The following is an 18,842-nucleotide window of genomic DNA, read 5'->3' on the forward strand; positions in this document are numbered from 1 at the left end:
ATTTCCTCCTCTAAAAATATAAAAAGAAGGAGCAAGGCCCCTTCTTTAATTTTACGTTTTCGTATTAACGACTGACTGCTTCTCCCGTACGTCCTTCGTCACTGCCGAAGAATTTCTTGAAGGAGTGCAACGTCGTTTGACGGTTCATCGCTGCGATTGATGTCGTCAATGGAATCCCTTTCGGACACACTTCAACACAGTTTTGTGCGTTTCCGCACTGCATGATTCCGCCGTCTTCCATCAAAGCTTCAAGACGCTCTTCTTTGTGGAACGCACCTGTTGGATGCGAATTGAACAGACGGACTTGCGAGAGTGCAGCCGGTCCGATGAAGTTCGACCGATCATTGACGTTCGGACATGCTTCGAGACAGACGCCACAAGTCATACATTTCGAAAGTTCGTATGCCCATTGGCGTTTGTTTTCCGGCATCCGTGGTCCCGGACCTAAATCATACGTACCGTCGATTGGGACCCATGCTTTGACTTTTTTCAAGGCATCAAACATCCGTTGACGGTCGACTTGAAGGTCACGGACGATTGGGAACGTCTGCATCGGTTGAAGACGAATCGGTTGCTCGAGCTTGTCGACAAGTGCCGTACAGGATTGACGAGGTGTTCCGTTGATGACCATCGAGCACGCGCCGCATACTTCTTCGAGACATCCCATGTCCCAGTTGATTGGCGTCGTTTTTTCACCGGCTGCGTTGACCGGATTACGACGAATCTCCATCAGTGCAGAGATGACATTCATGTTTGGACGATACGGCACTTCAAAGGCTTCATCATATGCTTTCCCATCCGGTCCATCTTGACGTTGGACGATGAACTGAACCGGTTTTTGATTCGTTTTCTGTTCGAGTGGTGTCGCCATTATGCCTTCACCTCTTTCTTCGACTTCTTGCTGTAGTCACGCTTACGTGGCGGAATCAGTGACGTTTCGACTTCTTCATAATAAATTTCCGGATGACCGTTCGTATAACGCGCCATCGTTGTTTTGAGGAAACGTTCGTCATCACGTTCCGGGAAGTCCGGTTTGTAATGAGCGCCACGGCTCTCGTCCCGTTTTAAGGCTCCGAGCGTAATCGCTTCCGCGAGATCCAGCATATGATCGAGTTGACGAATAAATGAAGCCCCTTGATTGCTCCAGCGCGCTGTATCCGTCGCTGAAATCCGCGTGAAACGTTCACGAAGCTCTTTGATTTTATCAAGTGTTTGCTCGAGTTTATCGTTGTAACGAACGACCGTCACGTTATCCGTCATGACTTCTCCGAGTTCGCGGTGGATTTGATACGCGTTTTCCGTACCTTCCATCGCCAAGATGTCATTGAAACGGTCGATTTCAGCAATTTTGTGCGCTTCGACGACTTCTTCCGGCATGTCGTGCACCGACTTATCGAGATCATTCATGTAGGCGATCGCTGCCGGACCTGCGACCATTCCACCGTATACGGCAGACAGCAACGAGTTCGCACCGAGACGGTTCCCACCGTGCATCGAGTAATCACATTCTCCAGATGCAAATAATCCTGGAATGTTCGTCATTTGATCGTAATCGACCCATAATCCACCCATTGAGTAATGGACGGCTGGGAAGATTTTCATCGGGACTTTCCGTGGATCATCACCGACGAACTTTTCATAGATTTCAAGAATCCCGCCAAGCTTGACGTCGAGTTCTTTTGCGTCTTTGTGCGACAGGTCGAGATAGACCATGTTTTCCCCGTTGACACCGAGCTTCTGATTGACACAGACGTCAAAGATTTCACGCGTCGCGATATCACGTGGTACGAGATTTCCATAGGCCGGATATTTTTCTTCAAGGAAATACCATGGCTTGCCGTCTTTATACGTCCAGACACGTCCACCTTCACCACGAGCTGATTCGCTCATGAGACGGAGTTTATCGTCCCCTGGAATCGCTGTCGGGTGAATCTGGATGAACTCCCCGTTCGCATAAATGGCACCTTGACGGTAGACGGCTGCCGCTGCCTGCCCCGTGTTGATGACCGAGTTCGTTGATTTCCCAAAAATAACACCCGGACCACCTGTTGCTAAGATTACTGAGTCAGCTGCAAACGCTTCGATTTCCATCGAGCGTAAATTCTGACAAACCGCACCACGACAAATACCTTCTTCATCGATGATTGCGCGAAGGAATTCCCATCCTTCATACTTCTCTACCAAACCTTGCGCTTCAAACTTACGGACCTGTTCATCGAGTGCATACAACAACTGTTGCCCTGTCGTTGCACCGGCGTATGCGGTCCGGTGATGTAATGTTCCTCCAAAACGACGGAAATCAAGTAACCCTTCCGGCGTCCGGTTAAACATGACGCCCATCCGGTCAAACATGTGGATGATTTTCGGAGCTGCTTCCGTCATCTTTTGGACCGGTGGTTGGTTCGCGAGGAAATCGCCGCCGTAAACCGTATCATCAAGATGCTGGTAAGGCGAATCGCCTTCCCCTTTCGTGTTGACGGCACCGTTGATTCCGCCCTGTGCACAAACGGAGTGTGACCGTTTGACCGGTACAAGTGAAAATAGTTTGACCGGCACACCTTGTTCTGCTGCTTTTATCGTAGCCATCAAACCAGCGAGTCCTCCACCGATGATGACAAGATTCTTATTCGCCATGTTGTTAGTTCCCCTTTCCTTACAACACGCCTGCAAACGTCAAGATCGAGCGTACGCCTACAAACGATAATCCGATGAATACGAGGGCTGCCACATAAGACATCGCTTTTTGAGAAGCGGGTGATTGCGTGATTCCCCATGTGATACAGAACGTCCAGAGCCCGTTCGCGAGGTGGAACGTCGTCGCTAAAATCCCGACGATGTAGAAGGCGAGCATGAACCAGTTATCGACGATGTTTTGCATCATGCTAGCATCGACTGCCGTCCCCATTGCTGCTGCAATCCGTGTCTCCCAGACATGCCATGTGATGAACACGACGAGGAAGATTCCTGAAAAGCGTTGTAGCACATACATCCAGTTCCGGAAGTATGTATAACGACCTGTGTTCGCGGAACCCGTAAACGCGATGTAAACACCGTAGACACCGTGCAGGATGATTGGAATGAAGATGACAAACACTTCCAAGAACAACCGATACGGAACGCCCCCTACGATTTCCGCAGCCTTATTAAAGTCTTCCTCCCCACGAACGATGAAATAGTTCGTCGTAAAATGAGAAAGTAAAAATAACCCGATTGGAATGACGCCGAGCAGTGAGTGTATTTTACGCCCCACGAAATCACGATGATTCGCCATCCAAATCCCCCCTTTTGTTTGCCAATCAAACGTTGGCGCATTTTGGTAGAAAAGCGCTTTCATAAGGAAATTCGTCTTTTCATCACTTATTCTACTCCTGTCCTTTTTATAAGACAACCCGAGCTGTTGCATTTAACTGCAAATAACTGCAAATTTTTTCAGGAAAACAATGACCCATAAGAATTACCTCGCTATAATAGTTTCAGAGATAGGAGTGATTGATGATGGATTTGGTACCACACCCCTCTTCCACATTCGGAATCGAGTTGATTCGCGACTATGTGTTGACGGACTTATTAGGAACAGATTATCGCCATGTCATCTACTGGGCAGGAAAACGTCTGGCACGTGAATTCCCAGTTTTTAGCGCTGAAGAAGTTGCCCCGTTTTTCCATGAGGCGGGTTGGGGACAGTTGGAATTAAAAAAACAAAAAGGAACGTCATTAACCTTTATCTTAATACCACCTGAATCAATACGAACGGAACGTCCGGTAGGTTATTTTCAGCTAGAAGCCGGGTTTTTAGCTGAACAGTTTTCAAAAATAAACGGATGTGTAGCTGAAGGATACGCGGAATCAATTAAGAATCAAGTGCACATCACGATTGAGATTGATCCAAAAGATCCACTTGACGGATCACTTTAAAATCAAAACAGGAATTTGAATCCGGACGGCGAATTCTTGAAACGTGAAACCTTTTTCGTTTGATTGCCGTATCAGTAATTGATTACATTCATCAAAGGAGGAATTTTTATGTTCAAGAAACTAGCAGCCGACTTAACAGGATTCAGTGATATTGGGCAAGTGATTCACCCTGACGATTTTGACAAGGCAGCCGCCGATGATTACGTCTTACACGAAGACGGTGAAAAAATTTATTTTTTAATCAAATCGAAAACAGATGAATACTGTTTTACGAATTTAGCGCTTGTTCATCTCGATGGCGAAAGTGCAGTCAGTTCAAAACGTGTTCTCTATCGTTACCCCTATGCTCATTATCCGATTCGTCATGTCATGTTCGAAACGGCTGGGACCGTCGACCTTGATGTTGAAATCAAATTCGAGATTGGCGGAAAACATTATTCGATCGATGTCGATAAAAAACAGCTCGAGCATGTGAAGGATCTCTATAAAGCGCTTCTCGCCATTGCCGAAAAACAATACGAGGGACAAAAGATGCTCGAGTTCGCAAACAGCTCACTCAATCATTCCGTCACGATTCTTGGTGGTCTCCGTCAAGGCGACATGAACGTGCCACAAACGTTTAAGGATCTGTCGCAAGAGTCGTTCAACTGGCTCCAAGGACATTATTATCAATGGAATCAAAGAGATTTCGGTTCCTACTATGAAAAATACATCAATAATTAACGTTGTCAACGAATCGGTAACCCGGTGAAGTTCTCACAAAAATACGTGTTGTTCATTCGCTGTCTTCAGGCAAATGAACAACACGTTTCTTTTATTATTTATGATTTCCGACTGACCCCACGTTTATTCTTCATCATTCTTCATTCGTCTGACTGAGGTACTCGGCAACGGTTTCTGCCAACTTCACAGGTAATCCCGCTTCCGTCAACTGTTCGATGTTGGCTTTTTTCAAACTACGCATCGAACCGAAATGACGAATCAATTGTTGGCGTCGTTTTGGTCCGACGCCGGGAATATCGTCCAGCAGTGACCGGGTCATTCCCTTCGAGCGTAACGAACGGTGGAACGTGATCGCAAACCGGTGGACCTCGTCTTGCATCCGTTGCAGCAAATAAAACGCACTCGAACGCGGATGCAGTTCGATCAACCGCCCTCCCTCCCCAAACAGCAGTTGACTCGTCCGGTGTTTATCATCTTTTTTCAACGAACCGACGGGCAGGGATAAACCAAGCTCATCTTGAATCACTTCAAGTGCGGCATTGAGTTGACCTAATCCACCATCGATTAAGACGAGATCCGGTAGACGGGCACCTTCGAGTAACAAACGACGATAACGCCGCCTGACGATTTCTCGCATCGATTCATAATCGTCTGGTCCCTTGACCGTCTTGATCTTAAATTTCCGATACTCTTTCTTGAGCGGTTTCCCGTCTTCAAAGACGACGAGCGCCGATACAGCGTCCGCCCCTTGGATATTAGCGTTATCGATGATTTCGATTCGTGATAAGGGATGTACATCAATCGCGTCTGCTAATTCTTGAACTGCCTGAACGGTTTTCTTTTCATCACGGGCAATCAATTCGAAACGTTCTCCAATCGCATTCTCAGCATTTTTCGTCGCTAAGTCGAGCAGCTTCCGTTTTGAACCACGCACCGGAACATGGACACGTAAATCAAGTGCTTCTTTCAACAGCATCTGATTGACGAGTGGCGGTACATAGATTTCACTCGGTTTGATGTTTTTTTCATAAAACTGAACGATGAAACTTTCAAGTTCTTCTGCGGCTGTCCCGTAAATCGGAAACAGCGATACGTCACGTTCAATCATTTTTCCGCCACGCAGGAAGAAGACTTGGACACATATCCAACCTTTGTCGACATAAATACCAAAGACATCTCGAGACGTCAAATCAGCTGTAATCATGTTCTGTTTATTCATGATCGACTCAATCGCTCGGATTTGGTCACGTAATTCGCCGGCACGTTCAAATTCCATCGCTTCCGCTGCCCCACTCATCTTTTCTTGAAGCGACTGGACCAGTTCTTTTGTTTCACCAGACAGGAAACGGCGAATTTCGGACACGATCGCTTTTTGTTCCTCTTCTAGATTCGGAACTTCGCACGGACCTAGGCATTGACCGATATGATAATAGAGACAGATCTTTTTCGGCATCGGCTGACACTTACGGAGGGGGTACAACCGATCAAGTAGACGTTTTGTTTCATTTGCCGCATACGCATTCGGATATGGACCAAAGTAATGCCCACCGTCTTTTCGTAATTTCCGGGTTGTGATCAGTCGTGGGTACGTCTCATTCGTAATCTTTAAATACGGATAGGACTTATCATCCTTTAACATGATGTTATATTTCGGGTCATGTTTCTTAATCAAAGTCATCTCAAGCAATAATGCTTCCAGTTCGCTTCCGGTGATGATGTATTCAAAATCACGGATATCTGCAACGAGACGTTCTGTTTTTAAGTCATGCGCTCCCGTGAAATACGACCGGACACGATTCTTTAAATTTTTCGCTTTTCCGACATAAATGACTTCGCCAAATTGGTTTTTATGCAAATAACAGCCTGGTTCATCAGGTAAAAGGGATAGTTTCGCCTTAATATGTTCTCGATGACTCACAAAAATGTCTCCTTTCACCGTTTTTAGTTTTACGTTATAGGGTAAATATCTTACATTGATTATGACATATGGGGGATAAAAAATGCGTACATATGATTGCATTGTAATAGGAACAGGAGCAGCCGGAAACCAGGCCGCTTATAAATTTGCTGAAAAAGGGCTCCGAGTCGCGATTATTGAAAATTTCACACCTGGGGGCACATGCTCACAACGTGGTTGCGATGCTAAAAAAATTCTATTGACGGGCAGCGAAACAAAAGATGCCGTCGAACGGTTACTCGGATACGGTCTAAAGGGTTTGATTTCCATCGACTGGCGCCAATTGATGGAACGAAAAAATGAGTATACACGTGCGATTCCGGAACAAACGCGAAATCGGTATGACGATCTTGGAATTGACTATTACCATGGTGAACCCCGCTTCTTATCGAATACGAAACTCCTTGTCGAGGATATCGAGTTAGAGGCGGAGCAATTTTTGATTGCGACCGGTCTTCGTCCCCGTGAATTATCCATCCCGGGTGGCGAACGATTTTTAAACAGTAATGAATTTTTAGAATTACGCGATGTTCCACGTCGACTCGTCTGTATCGGTGGTGGTTATATTTCCTTTGAATTTGCGCATCTCGCTCGAATCGCGGGTGCTGAAGTCACCATTCTGTTACGGTCTAGCGCACTCAAACAATTTGAGCAGGAGCTCGTCACGGTATTGTTAGAGGCTACGAAAGCCCTCGGCATTCAAATCCTTCGTGAAACAGAAGTGGTCTCTTATTCTGATACGACACTCGTCTTATCAAACGGGACACACATCGAGGCAGACGTCGTCTTAAACGCGACCGGTCGTGTGGCAAGCATCGATCATTTACATCTAGAACGAGCTGGTGTGACTTTTGAAGAAAAAGGCATCCGGGTCAATGATTACTTACAATCGTCAGCGCCGCATATCTATGCCGCTGGTGACGTCGCTGTCAGCGGAAATCCTGCCTTGACCCCTTTCGCCGGAACCGAGGGACGTCTCGCTGCCTGTAACATGCTTGAAGGCAACACACGTACACTTGAACTGCTCCCTGTTCCGAGTATCGTCTTTACTACTCCAAATTTGGCAAAAGTAGGTCAGACTGAAGCTAGCTTGCAGCAACATAACATTCGCTATCGGGGAAAGCTGATTGATACATCCAGCTGGCAGACGAATGTGCGGATCAAAGACCCCTTCGCACGGGCAAAAGTCTTAATCGGGGAAGACGATCAAATTCTTGGCGCGCATTTCATTGGTGTCCACGCGGCAGAACTCGCTAATTATTTTTCATTTGCCATGCAGCACCGGATTCCGAGCTCTGCTCTTCAGAAAACGAGTTTCGCTTATCCCACCCCGGCCTCAGACATCGCGTCGCTACTCGAAGACTGATTGAAAAGGAGACTAGCTATATGGTGCATTATGGATATACGATACTTTACATCACAAATCCGGTAAAAACTCGCTTGTTTTATCATGATCTGCTTGGTCTTCCGATCAAAGCCGAACATGGGAGTTATACGGAATTCGAGACCGGTCCGACAATTCTTGCTTTTAATACAAAAGAAGACGTTCGCTCCATGGTTCCCTATGAGATACCGGATAAAACCGGGCAACAATCGATTGAACTTGGTTTCGTGACCGATGATGTCGTTTCCTTGTACGAGACGATCCGAGCTGCCGGTCATGAAACGATTTTGCCGCCGACGGAAAAACCGTGGGGACAAACCGTTGCCTATGTGCTTGATCCCGATGGTCATTTGATCGAACTTTGTTCTCCGCTTTCGTAAGACGACGAGACAAAAAGATGGCATTCCGCCAATTGACGGAATGCCATCTTTGTTCTATCGATTTCAGAATTAGCTAGATGTTTCAACGAATTCTTTTAATGCGTCTTTTGGCATGAAGCCCATTGTTTTGTTGACCGGTTGACCGTCTTTGAATAAGACGAGTGTTGGGATACTTTGCACTTGGAAAGCTCCAGCCACTTCTGGGTTAGCGTCAACATCAACTTTAACGATTTTTACGTTCTGCATATCGGCATCAAGCTCTTCGAGAACTGGAGCGAGCATGCGGCAAGGGCCGCACCATGTTGCCCAGAAATCTACGAGAACGAGACCTTCTTGTGTATCTTCTTTAAATGATTGGCTAGTTGCGTGTACGATTGCCATTGAAAATAACCTCCTATTTTTAGATTGTCTTGACTTGTCTGTCAAAGCAATCTTTTTACTGACTTGAGTATAGCACAGCCCTACCTGACAACAAACGAAACTGCTCAAGACAAAATCATTGGACAAAAAAGAAGCAAAGAAGTTACTCTTCGCTTCCTTTTTCATCTCTTAATGCACAAGCATCTTTTTGAACTCTGCTGTCAATAACGGAACGACATCGAACAAGTCACCGACGATTCCATAGTCTGCAACGGAGAAGATGTTTGCTTCCGGATCCTTGTTGATCGCGACGATGACTTTTGCATTCGACATACCGGCTAAATGTTGAATCGCTCCAGAAATACCACAGGCAATATAAAGATCCGGTGTGACGACTTTACCGGTTTGACCGATTTGCAACGCGTAATCACAGTAGTCAGCGTCACAGGCACCACGTGATGCTCCGACTGCTCCGCCAAGTAAGTCTGCGAGTTCTTGTAATGGCGCAAATCCATCTGAACTTTTGACGCCTCGCCCACCGGCAACGATGACTTTTGCTTCCGATAAGTCGACGCCACCCGTTGCTTTTCGTACCACTTCTGAAACGATTGTCCGTAAATCCTTCAGTTCGACCGTCACCGCCTCGACCGTCCCTTGCGAAGCTCCTTCAGCAAGTGGCTCGATGTTGTTCGGACGGACCGTAAAGAGGGTTTTTCCTTCTGTGACTTTCACTTTCTCAAATGCTTTTCCTGAATAAATCGGGCGGATGAACTGTGCGTCCGTCCCGGTTCCTTCGATTGATGTCACATCACTGATCAACCCGGCTTGAAGTTTCGCCGCGATTTTTGGTGAAAGGTCTTTTCCGAGCGACGTATGTCCGAAGACGATGACGTCAGGTGAAACCCGTTCGATCAGTTGCAGGAAAACCTGTCCGTAACCGTCTGGCGTGTAGTGCTGTAACCGTTCGTCTTCAACGACCAGTACCTGATGAGCACCGCGCGTCGCGAGTTGCGTTGCATCTGCCGCTACGTTTTGTCCGATTAGAGCAACAACGACTTCATCTGCTACTAGGTTTGCTGCCGCGATCGCTTCAAATGAAACATTCCGTAAATTACCGTCACGTGATTCTGCAAGTACAAGTGCTTTTGACATATCGTGTTTCCCCCTTAAACAACTTTTGCTTCGTTACGTAATAGTGAAGCGAGTTCCTGGACTTGCGTCGACAGATCGCCTTCAAGAATTTTACCGGCTGCTTTGTTCGGCGGTAAAAAACGTTCAATCGTTTCGAGACGTGGTGCCAACTCTTCTTCGTCTAACTCAAGATCAGACAATTCGAGTTCTTCGAGTGGTTTCTTTTTGGCTTTCATGATGCCCGGAAGACTTGGATAACGTGGTTCATTTAATCCTTGTTGCGCCGTTACGAGTAACGGTAAAGACGTTTTGATGACTTCCGTGTCCCCTTCTGCGTCCCGTGTGACGACAGCATCCGTTCCGGTTAACTCAAGCTTCGTGATGGTCGTGACATACGGAATATCAAGCAACTCCGCGACACGTGGCGCCACTTGTCCGCTTCCGCCGTCAACCGCTACATTCCCCGCAATGATTAAGTCAACCGTCTGTTCTTTAAGATATCCGGCCAAAACTTCTGAAATCGAAAAATGATCGGCTTCTTCGATGTCATCCTCAATCGAGATGCGAACTGCTTGATCTGCCCCCATCGCAAGTGCCGTCCGGAGTTCTTTGTCCGCATCTTCTGGTCCGACCGTCACGACGGTCACTGTTCCGGAATGTGCATCGCGCACACGGATTGCTTCTTCTACCGCATACTCATCATAGGGATTGATGATAAATTCCGCCCCATCCTCTTCGATTTGACCATTTTCGAGCTGAATTGCTTCTTCCGTATCAAATGTGCGTTTTAATAAGACATAGATTTCCATCTTTCGTTCCCCCTCTATCGACTTCTATAGACCACCATCATTTTTTGTATCCGCTTACAAAAAGAATGTCATGAAAAGGGCTTAACTCAGCCCTTTGATTAACATCTGATGAATCCCGTGACGCGTTTCGAGCAAGTCATATTTAAAACCACTTGCCATCCAACTTGTCACGACTTCGTCAATCGTTCCAAATACCATCTGTCTCCCTAATCGATAGTCGAGTGTCTGAGAAAATTCGCCCGACTCCATCCCATTCCGGATGACACGATCAATCAAATGCAAGTAAGGTTTGAGGACCGTTGCGATATTGTGGCGCATCTCCTGATTTGATTGCCGTAACTCAATTTGCGTGACGACCGCTAAGTCATAATCGACCGATAGTTGCTCGAGGTGTGCTTCAATCAGTGCGGCTAACTGTTGTGTCGCCGACTGGTGATGCGCAATTTGCGCTTCCGAATATTCGATGAAACTGCCCATCTTTGCTTGAAACAATGATATCAACAGATGTTCCTTGTTTTTAAAGTAAAGATAAATCGTTCCGTCCGCTACCCCTGCTTCTTTCGCAATCGCTGTCACCTTGGCACCGTGGTACCCATTTTTTGCGATGACTTTCACCGCAGCATCAATGATGCGATCACTCTTAGACATCGTTCTTTTCATAAGGCTATCTCCTAACACATAAAATGAATGATGGTTCATTCATATTTATTCTATCATGTCTTTTTGAGCTGTCAACTGCTTTCTTCCAGCTGTTTTGCCCGTTCTTCTTCAATCAGGACACGGCGCAGAATTTTCCCGACAAACGTTTTCGGGAGTTCTTGTCTGAACTCATACTGTTTCGGAACTTTGAAAGAAGCAAGACTTTTCCGGCAAAACTGATCGAGTTCTTCTTCCGTCACTGTACCATCATCTTTGAGCACGATAAACGCTTTTACCGTCTCTCCTCGATACGCGTCCGGCACTCCAATCACAACAGCTTCTTTGACGGCTGGATGTTCGTATAGAATTTCTTCGACTTCTCGTGGATAGATGTTGAAACCAGAGGCGATGATTAAATCTTTTTTCCGGTCGACGATTCGGAAGTAATGATCTTCTCCGACATAACCAAGATCGCCCGTATGCAGCCACCCGTCACGTAAGACGGCTTGCGTATCTTCAGGACGCTTCCAGTACCCTTTCATGACTTGCGGACCTCGAACGAGAATTTCACCAATCTCTCCAGGTGCTGCCGCGGTCTCACCGTCACCTTGAACGATTTTCGCAATCGTATCCGGAACAGGAATGCCAACTGTTCCGGGAACACGTTTGTCCCAAATGCAATTCGTGTGTGTGACCGGACTTGTCTCTGATAATCCATACCCTTCGACAATTCGTCCACCCGTCACCTGTTCAAACTTTTCTTGCACTTCGACTGGTAACGGCGCTGATCCGGAGATACAGGCTTCAATCGACGACAAGTCATATTTTTTCAGTTTCGGATGATTCAGGAGTCCAACATACATCGTCGGTGCCCCTGGGAATAAGTTTGGTTTTTCTTTATCAATTGCCTTTAAGACTTGTTCAATATCAAATTTCGGTAAGATGATTTGTTCATAGGCATTAAACATCCCGAAATTCAGATTACACGTCATGCCGTAGACATGGAAATAAGGGACAACGGCCAATAATTTCCGTCCATCACCACGCGAATATTTATAAAACCAGCGGCTGATTTGTTCGACGTTCGCACTCAAATTAAAATGTGTCAACATGACTCCTTTTGGGGCTCCGGTCGTTCCACCGGTATATTGTAACACTGCGATGTCTTCTTTTGGATTGATTTCTACCGGCTCGATGGATTCGTGTCCACGATGCGATAAAAAAGGAATCGATCCCGTCGTATCGATGATGATATTGTTGTCTTTCCGGGATTTGATCGGATACAGCTTATTTTTGGGGAAAGGAAGATAGTCAGCAATACTGGTCGTGACAACGGTTTGTAATGCAGTCACCGCTTTGACGCGTGATGCTTTTGGATACAGTAAATCCAGTGTCACAAGAATCTTGGCACCCGAGTCGACAAGAATTTGTTCCAGTTCCCGGTCCGTATAGAGCGGATTGACTTGAACGACCGTTCCGCCTGCGTACAACACAGCATAATAACTGATCATATACTGCGGACAGTTCGGTAACATCAAACCAACACGATCTCCTTTTTCGAGTCCAGCTTCCTGTAAGACGTGTGCAAAACGACGTGCTTCTTGTCGCACTTCCTGAAAAGTCATCCGTTTACCGAGAAAACTAAGGGCACGACGTTCTGGAAAATCGTCAGCTGCCTCCTCTAACGCTTGATAAAGTGGCACCTCACGATAGTCGATTGATGCAGGTACCTGTTCTGGATAATCCTTTAGCCATACTGAATCCATTCCATTCCCTCCTTGTGACTGAATTACTATTCATTTTTATTATACGTGCATTCCGCCTGTAGCGGCTAGTCTTGATTCAAAAAAGTTTTCAGTTTTTTCCAAGTTCAGGTCGTTTGATTCAAGTACAAAAAAACCACTGCCGGTGATGACGACAATGGTTTTCCTGATCGGTCACTTAACGTGATGGATATGTGAATCCTTCACCAATCACTTCCCGTACTTTATGAATGACGACGAAGGCACGTGGATCTGCCGCCTCGACGATTTGTTTGAGCGGAGCCAGCTGGCGTTTATCGACGATCATATACAACATATCGTTTTTTTGTTTCGTGAAGTGACCATGGCTATGAATGACCGTCGCACTTCGCCCTAATGTTTCCGTCAGGATCGTCGCAATCTCTTCTTGACGGTGGCTGATGATCGTAACGGCTTCGCGGACATTTAGTCCTTCGCTCACAAGATCAATCAGATAAGAGCCGATGATGATCGCAATCAACGTATAAAGCATCGTCTCTTCTCCAAACAAGAATCCGGAAGCACCGACGACTGTGACATCGATGATGAACATCGATACGGCAATGCCTAAGTTCAAGTACTTGTTCATCAACCGTGCGATGATGACACCGCCGCCGGTCGTACCACCTGCTCGAATGACAAGCCCGATGCCAAGACCAATCAAAATCCCGGCATAGATCGTCCCAATCAATCGATTATCTGACGTCGTCGCAAGTGACGCGGTGGACGACAAGACAAATGATGTCGTCGCAACGGAGATGGCGGAATAGAGCATCGTTTTCCGGCTTAAGAACTGATAGCCGATAATGAATAGGAGCGCATTCGAAATCAGAGAGACGAGACCTGTATTCCATCCATAGAGATAATAAAAGATGACGGTGATCCCGATGAGTCCACCTTCTGATAAGTCATTCGGAATCGTAAAGTAGTTGATGCCAAATGCTAAAATAGCCGAACCGATGATGATCCAAAAAATATCTTTCCAGGAAATGAGTTGCATCGCTTCAAAAGCACGACGCCGTATTTCATTTGTATTGGTTTTTTTTACGTTCATGTCGTTTCCTCCTTCGTGTTCCATTCTTGTTTCTCAATAAAAATTCCGCACTGAATCGTTCTCAGTACGGAATAATCACTTGGCGCAGCCAGTTCTTTTAATTCATGAATATCCAGATTATACCAACGACTAAAAAGGCAATCGATACACCGAACATGATTTTTGCTAATCGTTCTAACACGTGCTCACCCCACTAACGCTGAACCAATCACATAAGACATCCCAATCGATAACGAACAGGAAATGATCCCAACAGCGATATTTCCTTTTTCGATTTCCCGGTCGACCGGCAGATTCGGTGTCAGAAATTCGAAGATCCAGTACGTCGAAATCAGCAATAGAAATCCAAACGCACTCTCTAAGAAAATCGCTCCGACACGCTGTTCACTTTGGACGGTAAAATGAACGATGTTCGCAAGACCAATGATTTTTCCACCTGTCGCCAAGGCAACAGCAATGTTTCCACTCTTGATATGTTCCCAGTTTCGGTACCGGGTTGTCAACTCAAAAAGTGCTAGTCCCATGATGATGAGTAGTCCGGCGACCGAATATAAAGCTGTCGTGTAGACATAGACGTTTTCAAAAATATTCACCTAACGCGCCTCATTTCAATTCGATGATTGTGACACCGTGTCCACCTTCACCTTGACCACCTAGACGATGTGTCTTCACATGACGGTTTCCACGCAGATACTCCTGAACTCCTTGACGCATCGCACCTGTGCCTAGTCCATGAATGACACGAATCTGTTCATAATTCGACAGCAATGCCTGGTCCATGAAGCGGTCGAGCTTCGCGAGCCCCTCCTCTACACGAACACCTCGTAAATCCAGTTCGGCCGATGCGGCTGATTGTTTGGTTACACTTGTTCCACCAGCACGTTTTTTTGTTTTCGAAGCCGATTTCACTTCGCCGACTTTCGCGAGATCGCTTGGTTTGACGTTCACCTTCATGATGCCGACTTGGACCGTATACTCACCATTCGAGTTTTGATTGATGATATACCCTTTTTGATTAAACGTCGTGACTTTCACTTCTTCACCTTTTGCAAAAACAGGTGTTTGGTTCGACTTCGCCTTCACCTTCGCGATTCGTTGATCTTGCAGGGAAGGTTTTGCCTGCTCGAGCTGTTTACGCGCTTCAATCAGTTCGTGTTCTTTCACTGCACCCGCATCCCGCAACTCTTTTAAGCGTTTGATGACGGCTTCTGCTTCTTTTTGAGCCCGTTCGACGGCACGTGTTGCTTTTTCTTCGGCTTTTGCTAAAATTTCATTTTTTTCTTGATGGATTTCAGCTTGTTCCTGTTCGAATTCTTCGCGTTCCTGAACTAACCGTTTTTGTTCTTGAAGCAACTCCCGTTCCAACGTCTCTGCTCGTTGTTTGGCTTCCTCAAGTCGACCAATCATCGTTTCGACCGATTGTGCATCGCTTCCGACTTGATCTCGTGCTGCGCTGATGACCCGGTCATCCAAACCAAGTCGTTTCGAAATCTCAAAGGCGTTCGAGCGACCCGGGACACCAATCAGCAAACGATAGGTCGGACTTAACGACTCGACGTCAAACTCCATCGAGGCGTTGACGACACCTTCCCGGTTATAGCCATACGCTTTCAGTTCAGAATAATGGGTCGTCGCAGCCACACGCGCGCCACGCCGTTTGACTTCATCCAAAATCGCAATCGCAAGCGCGGCTCCTTCTGTCGGATCCGTTCCTGCACCCAGCTCATCAAACAAGACCAGACTCATGAAATCAATTTTCCCCATCATCGAGACGATATTCGTCATATGCGAACTAAACGTCGAGAGATTTTGTTCAATCGATTGTTCGTCTCCGATATCCGCATAAATAGCGTCAAAGACACTGAGTTCCGTCTCATCTGCTGCCGGGACATATAATCCCGATTGGACCATCAATTGAAGTAAACCAATCGTCTTCAAAGTGACGGTTTTCCCGCCGGTGTTCGGTCCCGTAATGACAAGTGACGTAAATTCACCGCCGAGCGAGACCGTAATCGGTACGACTTCATCATCCGGGATGAATGGGTGCCGTGCTTCTTTCAAGACGATATGACGATTTTCATTTAGTTTTGGTTCAACGGCACGAATCGTATGTCCGTACAATGCTTTCGCCATGATGAAATCCAGTTCTGCCAAGACGTCGACGTTAATCCGCAACGAATCGCCAACTGATCCGACGAGTGCCGAAAGTTGTGCTAAAATCCGCTCGATTTCGGCGCGTTCTTTGAGACGTGCTTCTTGTATTTCATTATTAGCCGCAACGACGGCTTGTGGCTCGATGAACAGGGTGGCGCCAGATGCGGATTGGTCATGGACGATTCCGCCAAAAGCTTGCCGATATTCCTGTTTGACAGGTACACAGTATCGGTCATTTCGCATCGTGACGATCGCATCGGATAACATCTTCGACTTACTGCGTAATACCCCATCAATTTTCGAACGGACTTGTCCTTCAAGTGAGCGTAACTGGCTCCGTAAAGCGCGTAGCTTGTCGCTCGCTGAATCCTGGACCGTTCCTTGATCGTCAATCGCATGACGGATTCCCTGCTCGATTTCGACGAGTTTCGTAATCTGATCGATCCGACTATCGAGAGCTGGTAGTCGGAGATCGGGATGGTCTTCATGCAGTCGTTCCTGAAAGGCTTTGACTTGTCGACCCGAATAGACGACATCCGCGACGGCAAGCAGTTCGCTCGTTGATAACACAGAACCGATTTCAGCCCGCTTCACTTCACTACGAACATCCGTCAGTCCGCCAAATGGATACCGATCGCGTAATCGATAGACCGTCGTCGCTTCTGTCGTCAAGGCTAATAACGACTTCACTTGTTCGAAGTCTTCTGCCGGCTCCATCTTGCGCACGAATTGTGCCCCGAGAGAACTTGCCGTCTGTTTGGCGATTAATTCTTTTAATTTATCGTATTCTAATACACGTAGTGCATTGGCATTCATTTTCACTTCACTCCTTGACGTTTTCGCTCAAAGAACGCACGGGCTTCTTCTGCTGTCCACGTATTGATGACATCTGACGGTTCCAAATATGCCTTACGTGCATGTAGGACCCCAAGTTTCATATCTTCTAACATTTCTGGTTTATGCGTATCGGTATTGATCATGATTTTGACGCCCGCCGCCTTCGCTTTCACTAAAGATGATGCCGTTAAATCAAATCGTGCCGGATTCGCGTTCATTTCAAGTGCTGTTCCCGTCTCAGCCGCTAGTTCGACGAGTCGATCGATGTTGACGGCATATCCTTCACGCCGTCCGATGATTCGGCCTGTCGGATGAGCAATCAAGGAGACATACGGATTACGGCAGGCATTTTCAAGCCGTTGCATGATTTCTTCCTCTGTCTGATCAAACTTGGAATGAATCGAGGCAATGACATAGTCCATCTCTTGTAAAAACGTATCCTCGTAATCAAGTGAGCCGTCCGGTAAAATATCCATCTCGACGCCACATAAAATCGTCATATCCGGATGTTTTTTACGCGCCGCTTCAATCTCAATCCGTTGTTTCCGGAGACGTTCTTCCGTCAATCCATTCACAAACTTCATATATTTACTGTGATCGGTGATCGCCATCCAGGAATAACCCCGCGCCGCACAGGCATCGACAAGTTCTTCAACGGACAATGTGCCGTCAGACCATGTCGTATGCATGTGCACATCAGCATGGATATCCGTTTCTTGAATCAACGTGTTTAAATCCGCTTCGAATTCCAATCGTCCAGCTCGAAGTTCCGGTGGGATGAACGGTAGGTCATAGCGGGCAAATAATTCTTCTTCCGTCTTCGGCTGGAAAAGACCCTCTTTCGTCTCGACACCATACTCTGAAATGCTTTCCCCACGTTCTTTCGCGAGTTGCCGCATCCGGACATTATGATCTTTTGATCCTGTGAAATGGTGTAAGGTCGAGGCAAAAGCTAAATCATCGACCAGTCGAAAATCAACAGCGATATAGGCGTCATCCCGTTTGAGGACGATCGACACCTTCGTGTCTCCGGCAGCAATGATTTCATCAATCTGTTCCAGTTCAAGTAGCTGTTCCTTCACTTCTTTCGGCCGCTCCGTTGAGAGGATGAAATCAAGATCCTTACAGGTTTCTTCTGCTCGTCGGAAACTGCCACCGACTTCAAAACGGATGATGTGTTCCATCTCCGCTAATGTCCGTTCAAGCTCGGCTACACTTTTTCGCATCACACCGTACGGCAAGCGTTCTGGTCGTGTCTCAAACGTTTCAAGTGCCTTACTGTATTTTTCAACTGTCTTTTTCCCGAAGCCTGGCATTGCTTCCACTGTACCATCCGCCAGTTTCTCAGCGAAGGAATCCGCATCGATCACACCGACTTCATGTAATTTCGCTAACTTCTTCCCTCCGAGACCGGGAATTTTTAGCAAGGCAATCAACCCTTCCGGAACTTGTTGTTCCAGTTCCGTCAAGGCTGTGCTCGTTCCGGTAGTCCGGAATTCTTCAAGGACAGTCGCCGTTCCTTTCCCGATTCCCTTCATCGCCGTGAAATCTTCAATATCCATCAAGTCGACCTCTGCTGCTTCTAGTAAACTAGCCGCCTTTCGAAAAGCATTGATTTTAAACGGATTTTCTCCTTTTACTTCGAGATATACAGAAATTCGTTCCAAATGTCGAATCGCATCTTGTGTCGTTCGCATGTTCAATTCTCCCCTCAAAAA

17 protein-coding genes are annotated in these 18,842 nt (G+C 46.6%); 4 read left to right on the top strand and 13 right to left on the bottom strand.

Going from position 1 to position 18,842, the window contains the following annotated elements; all coding sequences use genetic code 11:
* Window positions 1–64 precede the first annotated feature (64 nt).
* From sdhB to KNQ13_RS00795, 3 genes are read right to left on the bottom strand one after another with little or no spacing between them, the layout of a single operon-like run.
* Window positions 65–871, bottom strand: coding sequence for a succinate dehydrogenase iron-sulfur subunit (sdhB, locus tag KNQ13_RS00785; protein WP_026829972.1), 807 nt, complete (start codon window positions 869–871; stop codon window positions 65–67).
* Window positions 871–2,634, bottom strand: a complete 1,764-nt coding sequence (gene sdhA, locus KNQ13_RS00790; RefSeq protein WP_026829973.1) for a succinate dehydrogenase flavoprotein subunit — start codon at window positions 2,632–2,634, stop codon at window positions 871–873. Before sdhA ends, sdhB begins: the two co-directional genes overlap by 1 nt.
* A 19-nt stretch (window positions 2,635–2,653) precedes the next feature.
* Window positions 2,654–3,271 carry a succinate dehydrogenase cytochrome b558 subunit gene (locus KNQ13_RS00795; RefSeq protein ID WP_026829974.1) on the bottom strand — a complete coding sequence of 206 codons (618 nt, stop codon included), beginning with the start codon at window positions 3,269–3,271 and terminating at the stop codon, window positions 2,654–2,656.
* Window positions 3,272–3,495: 224 nt separating this feature from the next.
* Here KNQ13_RS00795 and KNQ13_RS00800 point away from each other — a divergent pair, with 224 nt between their 5' ends.
* Window positions 3,496–3,915, top strand: a complete 420-nt coding sequence (locus tag KNQ13_RS00800) for a YslB family protein (protein WP_026829975.1) — start codon at window positions 3,496–3,498, stop codon at window positions 3,913–3,915.
* 108 nt (window positions 3,916–4,023) lie between these two features.
* A complete protein-coding gene (locus KNQ13_RS00805; protein WP_014970950.1) occupies window positions 4,024–4,638 on the top strand; it encodes a PH domain-containing protein in 615 nt (204 codons plus the stop codon).
* 133 nt (window positions 4,639–4,771) lie between these two features.
* On the opposite strand, the gene uvrC is transcribed toward KNQ13_RS00805, so the two are convergent.
* Entirely contained in the window at window positions 4,772–6,556 is a 1,785-nt protein-coding gene (uvrC, locus tag KNQ13_RS00810) for an excinuclease ABC subunit UvrC (protein ID WP_026829976.1), read from the bottom strand.
* Between the two features lie 82 nt (window positions 6,557–6,638).
* On the opposite strand from uvrC, the gene KNQ13_RS00815 reads away from it, so the two are divergent.
* Both KNQ13_RS00815 and KNQ13_RS00820 read left to right on the top strand, forming a co-directional pair.
* Entirely contained in the window at window positions 6,639–7,961 is a 1,323-nt protein-coding gene (locus KNQ13_RS00815; RefSeq protein ID WP_026829977.1) for a dihydrolipoyl dehydrogenase family protein, read from the top strand.
* Between the two features lie 20 nt (window positions 7,962–7,981).
* Window positions 7,982–8,359 (top strand): VOC family protein, encoded by a 378-nt coding sequence (locus tag KNQ13_RS00820; RefSeq protein WP_026829978.1) that lies wholly within the window; start codon window positions 7,982–7,984, stop codon window positions 8,357–8,359.
* A gap of 69 nt (window positions 8,360–8,428) precedes the next feature.
* On the opposite strand, the gene trxA is transcribed toward KNQ13_RS00820, so the two are convergent.
* The 9 genes from trxA to polX all read right to left on the bottom strand — a co-directional run bounded on the left by trxA (window position 8,429) and on the right by polX (window position 18,821).
* Window positions 8,429–8,905, bottom strand: a complete 477-nt coding sequence (gene trxA, locus KNQ13_RS00825) for a thioredoxin (protein ID WP_256439754.1) — start codon at window positions 8,903–8,905, stop codon at window positions 8,429–8,431.
* Between the two features lie 3 nt (window positions 8,906–8,908).
* On the bottom strand, window positions 8,909–9,871 hold the full coding sequence (locus KNQ13_RS00830; protein ID WP_014970953.1) for an electron transfer flavoprotein subunit alpha/FixB family protein: 963 nt from the start codon (window positions 9,869–9,871) through the stop codon (window positions 8,909–8,911).
* 14 nt (window positions 9,872–9,885) lie between these two features.
* Window positions 9,886–10,659, bottom strand: coding sequence for an electron transfer flavoprotein subunit beta/FixA family protein (locus KNQ13_RS00835; RefSeq protein ID WP_014970954.1), 774 nt, complete (start codon window positions 10,657–10,659; stop codon window positions 9,886–9,888).
* A gap of 81 nt (window positions 10,660–10,740) precedes the next feature.
* Complete coding sequence (locus tag KNQ13_RS00840) at window positions 10,741–11,319, bottom strand: fatty acid metabolism transcriptional regulator FadR (RefSeq protein ID WP_026829979.1); 579 nt, start codon at window positions 11,317–11,319, stop codon at window positions 10,741–10,743.
* Between the two features lie 71 nt (window positions 11,320–11,390).
* The gene (locus KNQ13_RS00845) at window positions 11,391–13,064 is read right to left on the bottom strand and encodes an AMP-binding protein (protein WP_014970955.1); all 1,674 of its coding nucleotides are present in this window, start codon (window positions 13,062–13,064) and stop codon (window positions 11,391–11,393) included.
* A 175-nt stretch (window positions 13,065–13,239) separates the two neighbouring features.
* Complete coding sequence (locus KNQ13_RS00850; protein WP_014970956.1) at window positions 13,240–14,133, bottom strand: YitT family protein; 894 nt, start codon at window positions 14,131–14,133, stop codon at window positions 13,240–13,242.
* A 185-nt stretch (window positions 14,134–14,318) separates the two neighbouring features.
* A complete protein-coding gene (locus tag KNQ13_RS00855) occupies window positions 14,319–14,726 on the bottom strand; it encodes a DUF350 domain-containing protein (protein ID WP_014970957.1) in 408 nt (135 codons plus the stop codon).
* Window positions 14,727–14,736: 10 nt separating this feature from the next.
* On the bottom strand, window positions 14,737–17,103 hold the full coding sequence (locus KNQ13_RS00860; RefSeq protein WP_014970958.1) for an endonuclease MutS2: 2,367 nt from the start codon (window positions 17,101–17,103) through the stop codon (window positions 14,737–14,739).
* A 2-nt stretch (window positions 17,104–17,105) separates the two neighbouring features.
* The gene (gene polX / locus KNQ13_RS00865) at window positions 17,106–18,821 is read right to left on the bottom strand and encodes a DNA polymerase/3'-5' exonuclease PolX (RefSeq protein ID WP_014970959.1); all 1,716 of its coding nucleotides are present in this window, start codon (window positions 18,819–18,821) and stop codon (window positions 17,106–17,108) included.
* Window positions 18,822–18,842 lie beyond the last annotated feature (21 nt).

The organism is Exiguobacterium sp. s128 (assembly GCF_018618815.1).
Classification (GTDB): Bacteria; Bacillota; Bacilli; order Exiguobacteriales; family Exiguobacteriaceae; genus Exiguobacterium_A; species Exiguobacterium_A antarcticum.

Bases quoted from the DNA above. Each gene is read 5' to 3' on its own strand.
- KNQ13_RS00800 (WP_026829975.1), top strand. From the start codon at position 3,496: ATGGATTTGGTACCACACCCCTCTTCCACATTCGGAATCGAGTTGATT.
- KNQ13_RS00860 (WP_014970958.1), bottom strand. From the start codon at position 17,103: ATGAATGCCAATGCACTACGTGTATTAGAATACGATAAATTAAAAGAA.
- KNQ13_RS00820 (WP_026829978.1), top strand. From the start codon at position 7,982: ATGGTGCATTATGGATATACGATACTTTACATCACAAATCCGGTAAAA.
- KNQ13_RS00815 (WP_026829977.1), top strand. From the start codon at position 6,639: ATGCGTACATATGATTGCATTGTAATAGGAACAGGAGCAGCCGGAAAC.
- KNQ13_RS00795 (WP_026829974.1), bottom strand. From the start codon at position 3,271: ATGGCGAATCATCGTGATTTCGTGGGGCGTAAAATACACTCACTGCTC.
- KNQ13_RS00840 (WP_026829979.1), bottom strand. From the start codon at position 11,319: ATGAAAAGAACGATGTCTAAGAGTGATCGCATCATTGATGCTGCGGTG.
- polX (WP_014970959.1), bottom strand. From the start codon at position 18,821: ATGCGAACGACACAAGATGCGATTCGACATTTGGAACGAATTTCTGTA.
- KNQ13_RS00845 (WP_014970955.1), bottom strand. From the start codon at position 13,064: ATGGATTCAGTATGGCTAAAGGATTATCCAGAACAGGTACCTGCATCA.
- KNQ13_RS00830 (WP_014970953.1), bottom strand. From the start codon at position 9,871: ATGTCAAAAGCACTTGTACTTGCAGAATCACGTGACGGTAATTTACGG.
- KNQ13_RS00805 (WP_014970950.1), top strand. From the start codon at position 4,024: ATGTTCAAGAAACTAGCAGCCGACTTAACAGGATTCAGTGATATTGGG.
- sdhA (WP_026829973.1), bottom strand. From the start codon at position 2,634: ATGGCGAATAAGAATCTTGTCATCATCGGTGGAGGACTCGCTGGTTTG.
- KNQ13_RS00850 (WP_014970956.1), bottom strand. From the start codon at position 14,133: ATGAACGTAAAAAAAACCAATACAAATGAAATACGGCGTCGTGCTTTT.
- sdhB (WP_026829972.1), bottom strand. From the start codon at position 871: ATGGCGACACCACTCGAACAGAAAACGAATCAAAAACCGGTTCAGTTC.
- trxA (WP_256439754.1), bottom strand. From the start codon at position 8,905: ATGAAAAAGGAAGCGAAGAGTAACTTCTTTGCTTCTTTTTTGTCCAAT.
- KNQ13_RS00835 (WP_014970954.1), bottom strand. From the start codon at position 10,659: ATGGAAATCTATGTCTTATTAAAACGCACATTTGATACGGAAGAAGCA.